The 17,102-nt window shown below is 41.7% G+C and carries 20 protein-coding genes; 2 read left to right on the top strand and 18 right to left on the bottom strand.

The features are described 5' to 3' along the window. Positions 1-4: 4 nt before the first annotated feature. From MBUR_RS01155 to MBUR_RS01105, 11 genes are all read right to left on the bottom strand, one after another. Positions 5-397 (bottom strand): thioredoxin family protein, encoded by a 393-nt coding sequence (locus MBUR_RS01155; RefSeq protein ID WP_011498399.1) that lies wholly within the window; start codon positions 395-397, stop codon positions 5-7. Positions 398-458: 61 nt separating this feature from the next. Next, positions 459-815, bottom strand: coding sequence for a DUF4389 domain-containing protein (locus MBUR_RS01150; protein WP_011498398.1), 357 nt, complete (start codon positions 813-815; stop codon positions 459-461). Between the two features lie 32 nt (positions 816-847). Then, positions 848-2,092, bottom strand: coding sequence for a tetratricopeptide repeat protein (locus tag MBUR_RS01145; protein ID WP_011498397.1), 1,245 nt, complete (start codon positions 2,090-2,092; stop codon positions 848-850). 294 nt (positions 2,093-2,386) lie between these two features. Beyond that, on the bottom strand, positions 2,387-2,794 hold the full coding sequence (locus tag MBUR_RS01140) for a 30S ribosomal protein S6e (protein WP_011498396.1): 408 nt from the start codon (positions 2,792-2,794) through the stop codon (positions 2,387-2,389). A 90-nt stretch (positions 2,795-2,884) separates the two neighbouring features. Then, positions 2,885-4,660 carry a translation initiation factor IF-2 gene (gene infB / locus MBUR_RS01135; RefSeq protein ID WP_011498395.1) on the bottom strand — a complete coding sequence of 592 codons (1,776 nt, stop codon included), beginning with the start codon at positions 4,658-4,660 and terminating at the stop codon, positions 2,885-2,887. A gap of 155 nt (positions 4,661-4,815) precedes the next feature. Beyond that, complete coding sequence (gene ndk, locus MBUR_RS01130) at positions 4,816-5,265, bottom strand: nucleoside-diphosphate kinase (protein WP_011498394.1); 450 nt, start codon at positions 5,263-5,265, stop codon at positions 4,816-4,818. Between the two features lie 14 nt (positions 5,266-5,279). Then, positions 5,280-5,468 (bottom strand): 50S ribosomal protein L24e, encoded by a 189-nt coding sequence (locus tag MBUR_RS01125; protein ID WP_011498393.1) that lies wholly within the window; start codon positions 5,466-5,468, stop codon positions 5,280-5,282. Positions 5,469-5,473: 5 nt separating this feature from the next. Further along, positions 5,474-5,689, bottom strand: coding sequence for a 30S ribosomal protein S28e (locus MBUR_RS01120; protein ID WP_011498392.1), 216 nt, complete (start codon positions 5,687-5,689; stop codon positions 5,474-5,476). Between the two features lie 22 nt (positions 5,690-5,711). Next, entirely contained in the window at positions 5,712-6,065 is a 354-nt protein-coding gene (gene rpl7ae, locus MBUR_RS01115) for a 50S ribosomal protein L7Ae (protein WP_011498391.1), read from the bottom strand. 215 nt (positions 6,066-6,280) lie between these two features. Continuing rightward, positions 6,281-7,126, bottom strand: coding sequence for a hypothetical protein (locus MBUR_RS01110; protein WP_011498390.1), 846 nt, complete (start codon positions 7,124-7,126; stop codon positions 6,281-6,283). A 146-nt stretch (positions 7,127-7,272) separates the two neighbouring features. Then, a complete protein-coding gene (locus tag MBUR_RS01105; RefSeq protein WP_011498389.1) occupies positions 7,273-9,831 on the bottom strand; it encodes a PAS domain-containing protein in 2,559 nt (852 codons plus the stop codon). Between the two features lie 270 nt (positions 9,832-10,101). On the opposite strand from MBUR_RS01105, the gene MBUR_RS01100 reads away from it, so the two are divergent. Continuing rightward, positions 10,102-10,992: a tetratricopeptide repeat protein gene (locus MBUR_RS01100; protein WP_011498388.1), complete on the top strand. Its 891-nt coding sequence runs from the start codon at positions 10,102-10,104 to the stop codon at positions 10,990-10,992. Positions 10,993-11,007: 15 nt separating this feature from the next. Here the strand turns inward: MBUR_RS01100 and MBUR_RS01095 are convergent, their stop codons facing one another. From MBUR_RS01095 to MBUR_RS01080, 4 genes are read right to left on the bottom strand one after another with little or no spacing between them, the layout of a single operon-like run. Further along, positions 11,008-11,487, bottom strand: a complete 480-nt coding sequence (locus MBUR_RS01095) for a nucleoside deaminase (RefSeq protein WP_011498387.1) — start codon at positions 11,485-11,487, stop codon at positions 11,008-11,010. 3 nt (positions 11,488-11,490) lie between these two features. Further along, positions 11,491-12,087 carry a DUF447 domain-containing protein gene (locus MBUR_RS01090; RefSeq protein ID WP_011498386.1) on the bottom strand — a complete coding sequence of 199 codons (597 nt, stop codon included), beginning with the start codon at positions 12,085-12,087 and terminating at the stop codon, positions 11,491-11,493. After that, complete coding sequence (locus MBUR_RS01085; protein WP_048063456.1) at positions 12,087-13,052, bottom strand: triphosphoribosyl-dephospho-CoA synthase; 966 nt, start codon at positions 13,050-13,052, stop codon at positions 12,087-12,089. Before MBUR_RS01085 ends, MBUR_RS01090 begins: the two co-directional genes overlap by 1 nt. After that, entirely contained in the window at positions 13,042-14,181 is a 1,140-nt protein-coding gene (locus MBUR_RS01080) for a methanogenesis marker 9 domain-containing protein (protein ID WP_048063123.1), read from the bottom strand. Before MBUR_RS01080 ends, MBUR_RS01085 begins: the two co-directional genes overlap by 11 nt. Before the next feature lie 153 nt (positions 14,182-14,334). On the opposite strand from MBUR_RS01080, the gene MBUR_RS01075 reads away from it, so the two are divergent. Then, positions 14,335-15,147: a carbon-nitrogen family hydrolase gene (locus MBUR_RS01075; protein ID WP_011498383.1), complete on the top strand. Its 813-nt coding sequence runs from the start codon at positions 14,335-14,337 to the stop codon at positions 15,145-15,147. A gap of 47 nt (positions 15,148-15,194) precedes the next feature. Here the strand turns inward: MBUR_RS01075 and MBUR_RS01070 are convergent, their stop codons facing one another. From MBUR_RS01070 to MBUR_RS01060, 3 genes are all read right to left on the bottom strand, one after another. Beyond that, positions 15,195-16,172 carry a methanogenesis marker 12 protein gene (locus MBUR_RS01070; RefSeq protein WP_011498382.1) on the bottom strand — a complete coding sequence of 326 codons (978 nt, stop codon included), beginning with the start codon at positions 16,170-16,172 and terminating at the stop codon, positions 15,195-15,197. 16 nt (positions 16,173-16,188) lie between these two features. Further along, positions 16,189-16,539, bottom strand: a complete 351-nt coding sequence (locus MBUR_RS01065) for a DUF2103 domain-containing protein (protein WP_011498381.1) — start codon at positions 16,537-16,539, stop codon at positions 16,189-16,191. A 99-nt stretch (positions 16,540-16,638) separates the two neighbouring features. Then, a complete protein-coding gene (locus tag MBUR_RS01060) occupies positions 16,639-17,076 on the bottom strand; it encodes an ACT domain-containing protein (protein WP_011498380.1) in 438 nt (145 codons plus the stop codon). Between the last annotated feature and the right edge of the window lie 26 nt (positions 17,077-17,102).

The raw sequence follows: 17,102 nt of genomic DNA, 5'->3' as shown, positions 1-17,102 counted from the left end.
GTGCTCAGCCGTACAATGACATATCATACTTAAGCGATGTAATATTCGCAGCACACACTGAACCATCCTTCAGGAAATCCTCAATGTTCTTTTTAAGTTCAGAAGGATGGGAAACACCCGCCATACCCCTTATCATTTTTCCAGCACACGTGAATATAAACGTAGGTGTTCCCTCCACTCCATATCTTTCTGCGACCCATGGATTAAGTTCGGCATTGAGCCTGAAGAATTTACACGAATCTTTGTATGTTTCTGCAAATTCTCTGAAATAAGGGTCTATAGCTTTGCAATGAGAACATGTGTTCAGATAGAACATTACCAGAACAGGTTTTGGTTGTTTTTCAACCATAATTTCCCAATTACCGTCACCTACTTCGCCTACGTAATTATTCTGCATGTTACCCCCTTTATTGGTATCGTTTATGTTAAATGATCAATATTTTATTTGATAAGAACGATCATTTTTCATCATTATCAAATATTTCGACCATATTGTGATCATAATAAAGTTGCTTTTCAAAGATAGAAATATCCTTTGGTAGAACACCAGGACGTTTATCGGTTGTCAGGTAGAAATAACCTGCAATGTGAGTGTAATATTCCAAATAGCCTTTTATGACATTGTTCAGAGTTTCAAATCTTCTTCCAAGCACTAAAATAAAAGGTAGCTGAAATAGAAGACAAATTATCATCAAAAGGCTATATAAAGATAGAATTATCACAACAGGTATGCTATAGAATAATCTTACGAACAATTCAAAACGGGAAGCTTTTTTGTTCCATACGAAAAGCTCATTCATTCTTTTCTGATCCATTATAATACCCCCATATTAAATCACTTGATCGATCATTTGATCAGATCAGACTTCTTTTTCTTGTAAAGGAAATAGACAGCAAGAATGAACAATGCTGCCATTGTTATTTCGATTGAGAACAAACTCCGAACCCATTCCATCCTGAGTTGGGTCTCAGCTAGTTGTTTACCTTCAATGGACCGTTCATACCCTGGCTGGACAGCAATTGCTTGATCAAAGGCCACAGATGCACCCTTATAATCACCTAATTCATATAAGGCATAACCTTTACCTACAAGAGCAAATAAGTTCTCAGAGTTTACGTTCAACGAAGCTTCGAACGCTTCAAGGGCTTCACTAAAAAGTCCCATTTCAAAAAGCTCACGCCCAAGATTGTAGAGAGCATCAGCATCCCCGGAGTAAAGTTGGACGGACATTCTGTATGAAGCAGTTGCCTGTTCTGCCTTCCCGATCTGTGAAAGGACATCACCTTTACCAGACCATGCCTTTGCATAACTAGCATCAGCATCGATCGTTTCATTGAAAGCAATAAGAGATAGATCGTATTCCTCGAGTGCAAAAAGCGTGAAAGCTTTTCCACTTAATGCCTTTACATATTTAGGAGAGTGAAATAGAGCAGTATCGAATGCAACAATTGCACCCTCATGATCACCTATTTCATATAGAGAATAGCCTTTACCGGACCATGCTGGTGAAAAGGTAGGATCTATTGATAATGCCATATCATAAGCACTTATTGCAGCTTCATAGCCACCAAGACCATAATAGCAATCACCTTTTCCAACCCATGATATAGAATACCCGTTGTCAAATACGAGAGCCTCTTCAAATGCCTCCAATGCATCGGAATACTGTGCAATTCCAATTAGTGAATAGCCTTTGCCAACATACGATAATATGTTAGTTGGATCCAGGGAAATGGCCTTATCATAGGCATTAACCGATTCAGAATAATATCCCAATCCATACAAAGTACTGCCTTTACGAGACCATATTTCTGCATCATCAGCCCCGATAGCAGTTGCTTTTTCATAAAGAGTCCTGGCTTCATCGGACTTCCCGATCTTTGCTAATGAATCAGCTTTGCCTGCATATGCATTCAAAAGATTCGGATCGTACTGTAGCGCCATATCATACGCCTGAATAGCGGCTTCATAATCACCAAGATAAAAATGAGAATCACCTTTACCATACCAGGCAGCTGGAACGTTTGGCTGGTACATAATAGCAGTTTCAAAAGCATTCAATGCCCCTGCATGATCGCCTTCATCAAGCATAGCATTTCCAGTTGAGATCCAATCAGTGACCGGTGCAGCGGATACCGTAACAGAAAGCAGGACAACGATAGCTAGTATAGAGAATATGGAGGTATTATTTAGCAGATAATCACAGCCTATATATGGATCTACACGATTGACAGCTATTATATAAGAGCCTTATTATATATATATTATGTTAGCAAAAACGGATGCATCTTAATGAAGAAAAGTATACAGATACTATCACAATACAGCTAAGAAAAAATAAGAATAGTGAACTTAAAAATGAATGAAACAGGAGAGTGACAAATATCACTCTGCTGGTGCTTCAACTTCTTCTGAACCGCCACCAAGGATCTCTTCAATGGCCTTGTCAGAGTATCCTGTAACTTTGGTGTTGATCTGAGTAATGTCAGGAGCTACCTCACTTCCACGAAGGAATTTCCTTCGGCGTACGCCTTTTGCTACTGCTGAATATCCTACACCGTTTGCAATAAGGACCTTTTGCCTCCTTGGACCTGGAAGGGTTGGACTCATTACGAAACCACTGTTGTCGGTACCGCCTGTAATGGTTAGTGTGTAACCATCCAGACCTACGGTTGCGCCATCTACTGTCTGACCAATAGATCTTCCAATGAACTGGTTTGCTTCAGCTCCAGTAATGTCGAACTGGTAGGTCTTTGTTTTAGGATCTGAAACTACAATTTTAAAATCTGCCATGATTTGCCTCCAATATGTTTGAATTAATTTCTATTTAAAGTTAGCTTAAGCCTGTATATGAATTACAGGTATTTATTTTGTATCCATCGATCATTTCGCCCAGAATGGGTTATCCCTTCTTTTTATATCCAAGAAGGAGTCAAGTGCTTCTAATTCATCCGCCGAAAGTGAATCGTAAAGTTCCTGCTCAAGTATCTTAACATGCCTTTCAGGTATGTTCGCATGGAGAATATCGCCTTCGTTTATCTGTCTGCCCACTGTAGGACCTTCGATAGACATAGCAACTTCCATACCGATAGTAGCAACACTTACGTTCTCACCTCGTGATTGCAAGCCTTTTACAATTCCCACTACAGTACCATCGCCTGTCGCAACATCGACCTTCGTCTTGATGGTACCACCTATTACACGCACACCTACAACAGCAGGTTTACTCTGTCTGAACACACAGTCAGGCATAATAGTGAACATAGCGGGTTTGACAATTGTCTCGGAAACGGCCTTTTCGGATATAGCCCGCTGCTCCTTTACCCAATCCCTATAGTCATCTATCAAACGGTAGATGACATCGTTCATGAACACCTTGACGCCAGTGGATCGTACTTTTTCTTTGGCATCAGGGAGGATATTGACATTAAACCCTACAATAACAGAATGGAACGGATCTTCGATAGCGAAAGCTTCCATAATATCCCTGTTGGAAATATCACCCACATTCGCTTTGCGAATAGGGATATCCTCCTTTTTAAGTTCGTTCACAAGAGCTTCAAGAGATCCAATTGTATCAGCTTTTATAGTTATACCGCTCTGATCGGTATCGATCTGGACATCTTCGATCTCATTACGCACTTCTTCAACAACAGCATCCAGTGTTTCAGCAGTAGCTACTCTAACTGAACCTCCGGATAATGCACCATCGAGATGAGGGGCTGAGATCTTAACACCAACTGCAGCAGTAACCTTACTTACCTGCTTGAACTTATCTTCAACATTGATCTCCGAAAGAGCACGTGGTTTTAGGACTGCACGAACTTTTGTCTGTATAGGTTCACCTAAACATCCAACAACTATCGTATCACCTTTCTTCAGCACCCCATCATACAAGATAAGATCAAGTGTGGTTCCAAGTCCACGCTCTTCTTTGACCTCCAGAACAGTACCCACACCGGGCCCTTCTGCATTATAATGAAGATTCGATTCGAGGAATCTCTGCGCCAGCCCCAGCAGAACCATCAATAGATCAGGAATACCTTCACCTGTGATCGCACTGATAGGAATAACACCAATATTATGCTGGAAATCATTTACACGGTCATATCGATCAGAACTGAAACCATGGTTATACAGTTCACCCACGACCTCATAGAACTTAGTGTCAAGACTTCCCCTTACGTGTTCGCTCTGCTTATTGTAAGACGTCATGAAAGGAGCACCTTTTTGAGGGTTCCAACCATGGATTTTGTCGATCTTGTTCGCCACAACAACGAACGGGGTCTTATGTTGTTGCAAAATATTCAGGCTCTCGATCGTCTGTGGTTTAAAACCTTCATTGATATCAACGATAACAACGGCAAGGTCTGCAAGAGCACCGCCACGACTCCTCAAAGTAGTGAACGCATGATGACCAGGTGTATCAATGAAAAGAAGCCCAGGAACCATGAACTTATCAAGTAGACCTGGATTCCCACATTTTTCCACAATAGCACTTATAGGAACTTCAGTTGCACCAATGTGCTGGGTGATAGCTCCAGCCTCCCCGGATACAACTGCACTTCCACGTATCATGTCAAGCAGTGAGGTCTTGCCGTGATCCACATGCCCCATAACACAAACAATAGGAGTCCGTAAGTTATCTTTTACAACCATGACACAACTCTCTCTGAAATCCTGTTGAATTCATTAATATTAATAAAAACATTCAGGAGCGTTAGTACATAACATACTAACAATGACAGAGGACCAAATTATCGGCCACTTGTACCTGAATGTTATTCGATCTTCAGATGTCTGATCCTTTCGAATCACTCATACAACCATTCATCATCTGCTCGTGGATAGCCGGAGATCTCGGACTCTTCAAAGTGAAGACCTATCTCACGCTCTGCTGATTCCGGAGCATCGGATGCATGGACAACATTTCTACCCATATCAACTGCAAGATCACCACGGATGGTTCCGGGCAATGCATCAACAGGATTCGTTGCACCATTGATCGCACGCATGATCTTGATCGCATTATTGCCTTCAATGACCATCGAAACCGATGGTCCTGAAGTAACAAAGGATACGAGAGAACCGAAGAAAGGCCTCTCGGAGTGCTCTTTGTAGTGCTCCTTTGCAGCCGCTTCGGTCATCACATTCATCCTTAATGCTGCGATCTTAAGACCTTTTTTCTCGATCCTTGAGACGATCTCTCCAACAAGACAGCGCTGAACGCCATCCGGTTTGACCATAACATAGGTTCTTTCCATAAGATTCACCAACATTATGCTTTCTTAAGGTAGATCCTACCCTGTTCTGTCCAGACAGTACGCCTTGGAAGTCTTCCAAGATCGAAGTTGCCCTTACACTTAGAAGAACAGAAATAATATGTGGATCCGTCCCTCTTTGCAAAAAGGAGACCTGTACCTGGCTCAAGCAACTCTCCGCAAAATGAACATTTTCTCTGTTCCATTATCATCACCTGGTAGTTAGTTTCTTAGCCTCTCTGGATGTCTCCATAAGCATGAAAACATCACCAATTCTTACAGGACCAACGCAGTTTCTTGTAATGATCCTACCCTTGTCACGACCTTCAAGAACCCTGCACTGAATCTGGCTGGCTTCGCCATGCATACCGGTGTTACCGATCACGTCGATAACCTCAGCTGCAAAACCCATATCATCATCTGCCATTCGGGATACCTCCAGTCAATGATTATTTGAGTGCAGCGACTTTCTGCGCAACGTCTTCTACAAGTTCGCTGCCCTTTCCTGCATCAGTGATCACAACAGCTGCACAGCCTACACCAATTCCACATGCTGCACCAAGTTCTTTCTGCTGTTTTACAAAAATGTATGGTGTGTTCTTTTCTTCGCAAAGAGCTGGAATGTGAGCAACGATCTCGGATGGCTCAATATCAGCTGCGATTACTGCAAGCTTTGTGATGCCTCTTTCGATAGCTTTTGTTGCTTCGTTCGTACCTTTCTTTATCTTTCCGGTGTCTCTTGCGAGTTCGATTGCTTCAAGTGCTTTATCTGCTAATTCGTCAGGAACTTCAAATTTAACCATATTCATATCTCCTTCGAAACCGCCTTTGTCTGCGGTTTGTCATTATTCATTGTAATTCACATCAGCAATACATTCACTCAGAAATGAGTGATATTACATCAACCAAAGTATTTGGTATGAATCGCGACAGTCACATATATAGCTTGCGCCAAAGTGTCTGCCAGTTCCCCAAAACATGCACAAGGCAAAATAAAAAAAATAAGGTGAGAACAAAATCACCAAGCAGGTTCACCAATGAGTGTATAGAAATCGGTGATATTAGATGTAACGGTCACCTTCAAAATATCTTCCTGAGACTCTATATCATAGTCCAGACCCTTATCAGTACCTTCAGCTGCATAAGCAGTTATATTGTTGCGAGTACCATCTGTCGGATTAAGATAGACAGTAGTACGTGACAAACGAGAATCATCAAGGAACATCAGATCAAGGTAATACTGATCTGCAAAACCGTCATCCACAACCATAACTTGCTGTATCGATGCACCCGGCTCCACGAACTCCATCACCCTGCTGAAATCAGATGATGCATTAGCATCGCCTTCCATGACATCCAGAGCATCTTCCAACCGATCCTGCTGACCAAAGAGCATAGGATTGCCTATAACGTTATACAGGTCGCCCCCGCGTGAAGCGAAATAGTATCCATTATACGCTTCCTCTGAAAGCTCATAAGGGAAAGCAATGACCTCAGGGTTTATCACATGCATATTGAAACGGTGCAGGTTAGTGTATCTCGCAGAGTATGACTTAGTGACCGGAACACCATAGATTGAGTCCAACTGTGACACATCATCCATCATAAGGAAAAGCGGTGTATCCCTTATGCTATCAACGTCAACGTATTCTGCAAATGCCACACCTTCCGGTGTAACTGCCAGACCATCAGCAAGGGAATTCAGTTCATGATCCACATGTTCACCGGGAATAGATTCAAAACCAGCTAATTCCACACCCGAATTATCCTCAGCATCCCCATTCGAACTCCCAGGAATGAAAACAGTTATTATTGACATGACCATTAAAAGCGCCAAAAAAATGGCTACATATTTTGTATTCATTTATACTCTCCAAAAAATCGATGCATTATCGTATCTAATATTTAAAGCAATTATCTACATAATCATATATAAAGACTATTTATCGAATCCTAAAATAAAAGAATCGGACAGAAAAATATAATCCGATCCATCAGTCCATAAACCAATCAGTCCATAAGTCTTGATGAAGCCATAATACAAGGCTGTCCCGACCATTCACCACAAACAAGCTTTGTTTCGACCCTGTCCAGAGAACCACCCACATCCAGCATGATAGTTTCATATACTAATTTATTACCAACCCGGACACTGGAAAGCATAGATTCCACATTATCCCATTCCCGATCAGGATGAAGTTCAAGGTAATGCATATCAGAAATATCCACATCCGAAAGCTCGAAACGGTCTGCAACCACCTTATTTACATAGAGGATATATCCCTCCATATCCATCACCACCAAAATATCATCCACCATCTCAACAAGTGATTGAAGATCCTCGTATTTCCTGGAATCATTTGAATCCGATTGGATCTTTGATATTACCACTCCGATCTGAGTAGCTATCGTCTCAAGTGAATTGCGTGCATTTGCAGGGATCTCATATTCAGCATGTGAAGACAAGCAAAGCGCTGCAATGATCTTCCCATCATGTTTCACAGGGATTATACCGGTAGCATGCAAACCCTCGTACTGGGAACTCTCACCAGTAGTAATAGCACTGAGCTCCGAATGATGTTTGTAAACCGGTTGACCGGTCATCACAAGACGATTCTGCACTGAATTCTTCACAAACAATGAAGTATCCTTCACAAAACGTTCTGAAAGACCTTTATGCGCCATAAGCATCAGATCCCCCGTGGATTCATCAATAAGATACAGCCTACCAGAATCCACCGGCTCGACCTTTAAACTGAATTCGAGCATCTGTTCGAACGTTTCTTCAAGACTATGCGCAGAACTTAGAACACTATCAAGATCAAATTGCATATGCATAAAATCATCAGAATGTTTACGGTCAGTAACATCCACAATAAGACCCTGCATATATGCAACATTCCCGATCTCATCATGCTTGATAAAAGTTCTTTCGTCAACCCATCGTATATCACCGAACTTGGTCAATACACGATATTCCTGATTAAAATCCATAAAACCCGCATCTATCCTCTTAGAAAGTTCCCTTTGTACCCTCTCAAGATCATAGGGGTGTACAATATCAGCATACACAAATCTTCCTGAGATGAAATCATCAACAGAATAACCAAACTGGATCACATTTTCTGAAACGAACTCAACCGGCCAATCCGGCTCGGCGCGCCAAAGGAAAACAACGGCAGGACTGTTCTTAATAACATCCCCAAGGATCTTCTGGATGTCAATAGAACGTCGTAACTCCTCATCAACACTTCTATGAAGAAGAATGCTCCACATACCCTGCATCAGAAGTGTGACCTGACGCACATCCGAATGATCATAATCTAAGGCCTTATTAGCAACCCCTACAAGAGCAACGATCTTTTCCCTGTCAAATATAGGAACACTCAAGAACCTATCGATTTCCATATGCCCTTCAGGATAACCCTTTTTGGAAGTGCTCTCATAAGAATAGTCATTGACTATGATCGGCAACCTCTGCTTAAGAGCTTCACTCCAAAGCCCGACATCAACTACATGCGACTGAAGTTTCTTTTCGAGTAGAGAACATTCATTCGTAACGTTCTCAGACCATGAGTCGTCCGTGATGGCACTTTCATCATCGCTTATGAATGCCAGATATCCCATTTTGCTTTCAGTTAGTCTTACAACTTCCTCCCTGGCAAAATCAATAATATCCTGAATTGAAGCATCCGTCATCTGATACAAGCGTAACAGTGCTTCAATGCGTCTTTCTTCACTATGAAGTACATTCTCTACCTTCTTCTTTCCAGTGATATCAAGAATAATACCCTGAAGATATTTCACATTGCCTTGTGGATCATGCTGTATCTGAGTTCTTTCATCGACCCAACGGACTTCACCAGCCTTTGTAAGAATACGGTACTCCTGGAAAAAATCAGAATAACCCCCCTCAGTACACTTGGAAACACCTGCACGAACACGATCAATATCATCAGGATGAACAATATCCCCATAGACCAACTTCCCCGATATGAAATCTCCAACCGAATAACCGAACATATCAATGTTATTCGATACGAACTCCACGGGCCAATCCGTCTCTGCCCTCCAAAGAAAAACGACCACCGGACTTGAATTGATAACGGTCTGAAGTGCTTTGTTCATACCAAGAGCACCATCAAGCAGTGCGATATCATCCATCCTTTGTTCAGTAATATCCAGAACAATACCATGGTAGAACTGAATAGAACCAGAATCATCATAATGGGAGGAGGTCCTTTCATCAACCCATCGAACCTCACCGGTCTTTGTGAGAATACGATATCGAAGGTTGAAATTGCGATCTTTATCACACACATGAAGAGATGATTCAGATATTACCCCATCAACGTCATCCGGATGGATAATATCAGCATAACGAAACTTTCCCGAAATAAGATCTTTTGCATCATACCCAAATTGAGAAATATTCTCAGAAACGAACTCCACTGGCCAGCCCGCTTCCTCCCTCCATATAAAAACGACCGCAGGGCTGGAATTTATAACAGATTTGAAAACCTTTTCTCTGGATGCTGCATCAACAATAGATACTTTTGCACCTTCCATATTTGCTTTTTTGGTACTGATGCGATCAACTCCATAAGTGATATTAGATAATAATATTTAGTAACGTTGTTCATTTAGTATAAGATAAAAGGCATATTTATACATTAATGAGTGAACATCTGAAATAACGATATTTACTTTATAAATTACTGATATTCTCGAAAGGAATTGCCTTTAAAGAGATAAATTGAAAGAAGACAACGAAACAAACAGCTTCACTAATACAACCATTGCAAAAAGTATATCACTGGCAACCGGATAATTCAATGTATGAGCGGTATCAAGGACATGTTCCAGCAAGCATCATATAAAAGAAAACTAAAACAAATTGTCAAAAATGCTGAAAGCACCTATGGAAAAGGATATGTACTCCATGAGATTGGACGATTTGAAGAAGCTTTAGAAAAATATGATGAAGCAGCATCCATATGGGAAGAACTGCAACAAGAAATGATCCAAAACGGAATGGAAGATGAAGCCAAGAATGCTCTGAACCGTGAACTTGAAATTAGATTCAACAAATGTTTCATCCTATTTAAACTCGACAAAAAGGAAGAAGCTCTTACCATAATCGAAAATACGATACAAAAAAAGCCAGATGATATGAAACCCATCTTCAGTAAGGGCTTCATACTTTTCAACATCGGCAGATATGACGAAGCACTCAGGATGCTCGATCTGGCCATTTCACTTGAACCGGAATACCCTGATGCATGGTCTTGCAAAGCAAACACACTCTATCAACTCGAACGTTTTGAAGAAGCACTTGAATGCTATGAAAAAGCGATCGAGTTTGCAGACATAATGCACTTCAATTTTCCACGTTACTCATTCCTGAACATGAACCCTGACCCTACGATCAAAAAAAATGCATCCGGTATTTGGTATTGTAAGGCCAACACCCTTGAAAAGCTGGGAAAGCACAAAGAAGCAATTGACGCTTACAATAGTGCCCTCGAGATCAAACCAGCATTTTCCGATGCATGGTACTGCATGGGGACCACTCTTGAAGAACTGGGAGAAAACGAGAATGCTTTGAATGCATACAGTAATGCACTCGAAGTAGAAAGGGGGTTTACCGCAGCACTTGAGAACAAGGCAAACCTGTTATATAAACTTGGAAGAGAGGAAGAAGCAAAAGAACTGCTAGGTTCAAACTGAAATGTTAGAGAATGATCAATACATTCTCTTATCTGGTTTTTTTGACCATTCGTCAAAGAGTTCGTAACAATTTTCACACTCAATTTTCACTTCACTAAGTACTGAAGTGTCAACACCTTCCCTCAACATTGCATAGATGTCACCATCATCAAAACCAAGAGATGCAACATCTTCTGTGCTGGTGCCGTAGTAGATCTTCCCAATACGCGCCCACATTATAGCTGAAAGACACATAGGACAAGGCATTGTGGTCGCATAGAGCTCACAACCCGACAGATCGAAATCCTCCAGAGCCGCTGATGCCTTACGGATAGCCACGATCTCGGCATGAGCAGACGGATCATTTGTCCCAAGAACTTCATTGTGTCCTTTTGAGATGATTGTATCGTCCTTTACAATAACAGCTCCAAAAGGGCCACCTTCATTGTTACGCATACCTTTTTGAGCTTCTTTTACAGCAGCATCCATGAAATATTCCATAAGGTGTTCTGACATGGCTCAGCCCTGTTCCCCATATCTTTTAAGAAGAAGTTCCATCGCTTCTTTATCCCGCCCACTTCCACATTTGTTAACAGTGATAGAATATGCTTCTATGAGTCTCATATATTTCTCATTGTTCGTCAATTCATATCGAGTAGCATGCACACAAGACTCTACCACGAGATTGAATCCCCTGTTAATTGAATTGAAGATACAGCGACCAACATGCGCATGTCTTGGAATGAGCTTTGCAACTATTGCCCCGGAAGTCTCCTTGAACTCATCGCATTCGAATACGACCCAACAAGATGAATCCCTGACAGTTGCAAACGCACGACCTCCATAGGAAAGAACTTTAAACTCCGATTCAGTGATATTCCCAAAAGTACTACGCACAAAGATCAGAGGGTCATAAACAAGATTTGCAACAAGCATGCGTTCTGCTTTTACATTTTTATAGGTCTGCGAACCTTTGAAAAGTCTTACGAACACATCATCCCCTTTTCTTATGATACCTATTGGAGCAGCATTGGGTGACCAACCCTGATATGTAGTCACAATAACTTCCGATATACCCTCAGTAATACCAAAATCATCCAGATCAAATTCCGTCATTAGAATCTCAAGCCTCCAAGTAAAGAGATGAACAAACCTGCTATGACGATATCTGCTGTCGAGCCGGGATTTAAGCCTTTTTCCAAAAGCAGTTCATCAAATATTCCCACATCATCCCAGAAAGGAGACATGTGGTAGCCTGAGCCTTCCAACCTTTCTACAATACATTTTGCCTGATGCGAGACTTCCTCAGCAGTCTTTTCGTCCGTCTTTGTCCTGATGAACGTATCAGGCCTTTCAGAAAGCAGCTTCAGGAATGAAAAAACAACTGCATGATTGATGTCAGGTATGAGTGCCCCATCACGGGATACATCCATGAACCGATCAAGCATTTGAGCACACTTCACACAATCACCAAAACCGCTTACCCACTCATTTGCGATCTGATCATAACCTTGTGAGATAACCATTAGGTCATAGAGGGTCAATCCATTCTCCCTCAATGATACAAATGATGAATCGTCCTGAAGATCGAACTCATCCACATCGTTCACACGCACCCCTGCTGAACGAAATGCTTTATAGAAATCAATAGCATCATCCGTATCCGTTGAACTGACTATTTCATGTGCACGGGCAACGAGCTCATCCATATCAAACTTATTTCCACTGCCAAGAAGCTCACCGGCAGCCATTGAAAGAGGAATAAGGAGAAGGAATGCACCAAAATGAGTGTTTCCACCACTCTGCCAGCTATTGCTATGACAGACCGCACTTTTTAGTAAAGTACCAACTCGAGAATCATTCCTTGCTGCAGCTTCAATAACAGGATGGACACTTACCGCAGATGCCAGAAAATGTTCATATCTGGTATCCTCATAGTCATGATGCCTGTCAATGTTACCCGGCTTTGGAGATGAGGAAACCTCAAGTATCATTGCCAGTTGTGCACAACATGCAATATGTGAGTATACAGACTGGTTGTTACAACCATCCATAGAATGCATACTCTGATCACTGTTCATTAACAGGTTTTTTAGCATTATCTAGTATATAAGTTGCAAGGTCCTTTTTCAAACGCATATAATCTGAAGCAGAAAGATCAAGGACATCGAGAACACCATCTCTCAGATAACAGGGTTTTGAGATCTTACAACACCATGCAAGGCTGCCAAAACATGTACTATCTCCAAATTCAAGTGGAGTTCCTTTTACAAATTCCATTTTGATATCAGCAAATTCTTTTGGACTATATCCAAGCTGAGCCGCCTTATTATGCACTGCACATGGTTTAACAGGTAAACAACAAAATGCAAGTCCTCTCAGGTCACCTTCGCCACGACACACATGCTTTGGAGAATTATACCAGCCCATCTGTTCCTGTACTGCACAGACATCTTCGACAAGAGAGTCAATAAACCCATCATCCTCAAGCACAACCCGGGACACCGATATCATATCAGCACCCTTTGAGAACATGTCCCTTGCGTCCATAATGTCCATAATGGAATTGTTCCCAATAAGTAAAAGCCTTGTAGAATCACGAATACGTAAAATAGCTCGAAGGTCAGCACCAGCTCCTTCTTTCATGGCATCGACATGAAGAATGTCGGCTCCTGCATTCTCAATGCTTCTTGCAAGGGCAATATCATCGACAACGTTCGCCCTCACTTTCACAGAAAGAACCACACCAGTCTCTTTGATCTTCTTTATCCATTCGTTAAGACGTGGAAGGTCCTTCATCAATGCTTCACCAACACCAATGGAAACCATTTCCTCCTGTCTGCAATGTGCATCAAGCTCAAGTATGCCACCTGCATCTTTCACTATAGTGGCAGCTTTAAGAAGAGGTTCAAGGCTTACAGCCCTTACATTGAAACCTACAGCCCCACCGGTATCGACAGCATTTACCTCCGTTTCAAAGAACTCAAGAGGAGCATCCGATAAGAACTCCTGCCGGCCTCTTTCAACAAGCTTTGCCGCAGCTGCATTCGTTTCTTCATCAAGATTATAGCCACCGATCACTGCAAGACCGGCATTCTTTGCATTTTTGCTGGCAAATACACTGTCAGTGATACCAGCCATTGGCGCAAGCGCAATGGGGTTTCTGAAAGTAACATAACCAACTTGCAGATCAAAAAGTTCTTCGCTCACAATAATAGCCTCATTAAGATTATTTAAGCATATCTTGCGCTGTAGAAGAAAGTAGTTACATATTAATGTAACGTTAGATAAATACATGAATAAGCACAACAACGGACCGATAATAACACCAGCGTTACTAACATTATAACAACATCGCATATTATGAAAAGAGGCTATAAAGTGGAAACAATAAAAATTGCAGCTATCCAGATGGATATTTGTCATTGCAATAAACAAAAGAATATCAAAAAAGCCCTTCATTTTTCAGAAGAAGCCATTTCAAAAGGTGCTGATATTATCGTTCTCCCGGAAGTGTTCTCCACAGGCTTCTGTTATGAAGAACTAGAAAATATAGCCGAATCAGGATCATACCCCACAATTAAAGAACTAGAGGTCTTCTCAAAAAAGAACAAGTGTATAATAGTAGGATCCATAATCGAAAAACACAGTTCCAAGAACAGAGAAACATATACTAATCTGGGCTTTTGCCTGGAAGATGGAGAACTTGTCGGGACCTACACAAAGACACATCCATTCGGAAAAGAAAAAGAATATTTCACATCAGGAGACGTCATTGAACCAATACACCTTAAAGAACGAGATCTGACAGTTGGGTTGCAAATATGCTATGAGATGAGGTTTCCAGAAATTGCAAGGAAGCTTTGCCTTTCAGGAGCGGACATACTTATGACCATTGCCGAATTTCCGAACCCAAGAGAACATCAATGGAGAACACTTGCCACTGCACGTGCTATTGAAAATCAGGTATTCCACATTGCATGCAACCGATCCGGTTCAGACCCTACTTCCACCTTCTTTGGAGGTAGTATGATAATTGACCCCCTTGGAAACGTAATAGCAGATGCGAAAGATGGAGAATGTGTGATCATCGAGGAAATTGATACATCCATCATGAAAAAAACAAGAAAAGAAATACCTGTCTTCGATGATCGCAGACCAGACATATACAAGTGAAAGATTAGAACAGGGACAGCCACAGAGATTCAGAATATGTCACTAGTTTATATATTTAAATTTACATCAAGTCCAAGAATTGTCCTTGCACCACCTGCAATATCACGTGCTATCTCAGCACAGCCTATAGCAGCACTCCATTTACCAAGCAATTCGGGTTTCAGGTCAAGATGCTTGCCTATTCTTTCAGCAACATGATCGACTTCACCGATCGAGCCGGCAAGAAATACATTTCCGAGCGAACCATGATCATTCATCAGGACCTGCATTGCTGCAATTTCCATTGATGCGAACAAAGCGATCTGGTCAAGAGCAAAGATAGCATCACTTTTACCATTGACAGCCGCCTCAAGAAGTTCATCGTTATCTGAATAAGAAGTGTGTTTCAGCACACCAGCATTTATGAAAGCTTCATTGGCACTACATTTACCCGCATCGACATCCCTGATAGCCTCCAGATCGAGCGGACCATGTCGGGTCCCCGGTGCAAAGATACAAGCATCAATAGCACCAATGAGCTTACCACCACAAACGGCCACGGTAACTGTGTTAGAACTTATGTCTGAAACTACAAAATCATCTATGCCTTTGCATTTGGCATTGTAGGCTATACCTATCTTCTCAGGACTTGTGGAATGGGAAAAAACATTCAAACGGGGATCAGTATTGCTTTTTGCATGAATTCCTGGAATAAGGACAGCAGAGATAGGCGAATTCTTTATCGCATCAAAAACAAGAGTTCCAGCCCCTGTTTTCTTGCCAACGCCCTCTATGCTCAAAACACCCCTGGAATCCACATTGTCCATATCCTCGATACTTACAATACCATCACCCATGGAATAGGTGACAGCTGCAAGTTCAATATCAGAGATCCCTACATCAAAATGAGAAGTGATCGAATCGATTATCTGAGCTTCGGACATGCTGGATACTTCTCTACGTGGCATTTCAAATGTCCGTATATCCCCATCACCGATTCCGGCAAAACGCATTGCATTGGTCCCATGGTCGACTCCGATAAACATCGATCACACCTTGATCTCAGATGTCGAAAAGCATAGCATTAAGCTCTTCCATCAGAAGTGCCCCATCTTCACGGGTAGCGACCGTTGTAACGATCCTAATTTCCTGAGCTGATGTCCCATGGGTCAAAAGAAGACGGAGATTGCCATGCTCATCGGGATGTGGAAGTACCTTTGCAGCGAGATTACCACCAGGAGAACTCTTTCCCCTAACAGTGATAACAGAAGGAACGATGCCCTTGACCTTTTCGTGCTGACTGATGGTACCAAGGATCTTTTTACCCTGACGTTCACCGATAACGGTTGTGTGTGCTCCATGAAGTTTATCTTTCAACGATGCTTCCTTACTTTTGATGGTATTCTCATCCATGAACAAAATTTGGAAGAATGATATAAAACGTTAGTGGTCTACATAAAGTAAAATTAAAAAAAAAGACAGAATATGCACTAAAATGTGCATTTTCCAGTATCAGATATTCTGAACATCACTCATGTCAAGAAGTTTCACCTTCGAAGCACCAAGGATCCTGACCGCACCCCTGATATCATTGACACGAACAATAAGGAAAGCTTTCTCAGTCCTGGTAACAAAAGCATAAGCATAATCGATGTTGATATTCTTTTCACCGAGAACATCTGCGATCATTCCGAGCTGACCAGGCACATCTTCCATCTCCACACCAAGGACATTGGTCTCCGAAACTGTGAATCCAGCATCATGCAACACCTTGTGAGCTAGGCCAGGGTTATCTACTACCATCCTGATTATACCGAAATCCCCCGCTTCAGCAATTGTGAATGCACGGATATTAATTCCGGCATTTTTGAATTTGTCAGCAACACTTGCAAGCCTCCCCGGCTTGTTCTCTGCAAATAATGAAATCTGTTTGATCATTTTCTCTTCCATGAGATCAGCCCCATTTACTAATTTAA

The sequence above is a fragment of the Methanococcoides burtonii DSM 6242 genome, from assembly GCF_000013725.1.
Classification (GTDB): Archaea; Halobacteriota; Methanosarcinia; order Methanosarcinales; family Methanosarcinaceae; genus Methanococcoides; species Methanococcoides burtonii.
The sequence above is the reverse complement of the archived record's forward strand: the minus strand, read 5'-3'. Positions and strand labels throughout refer to the sequence as shown.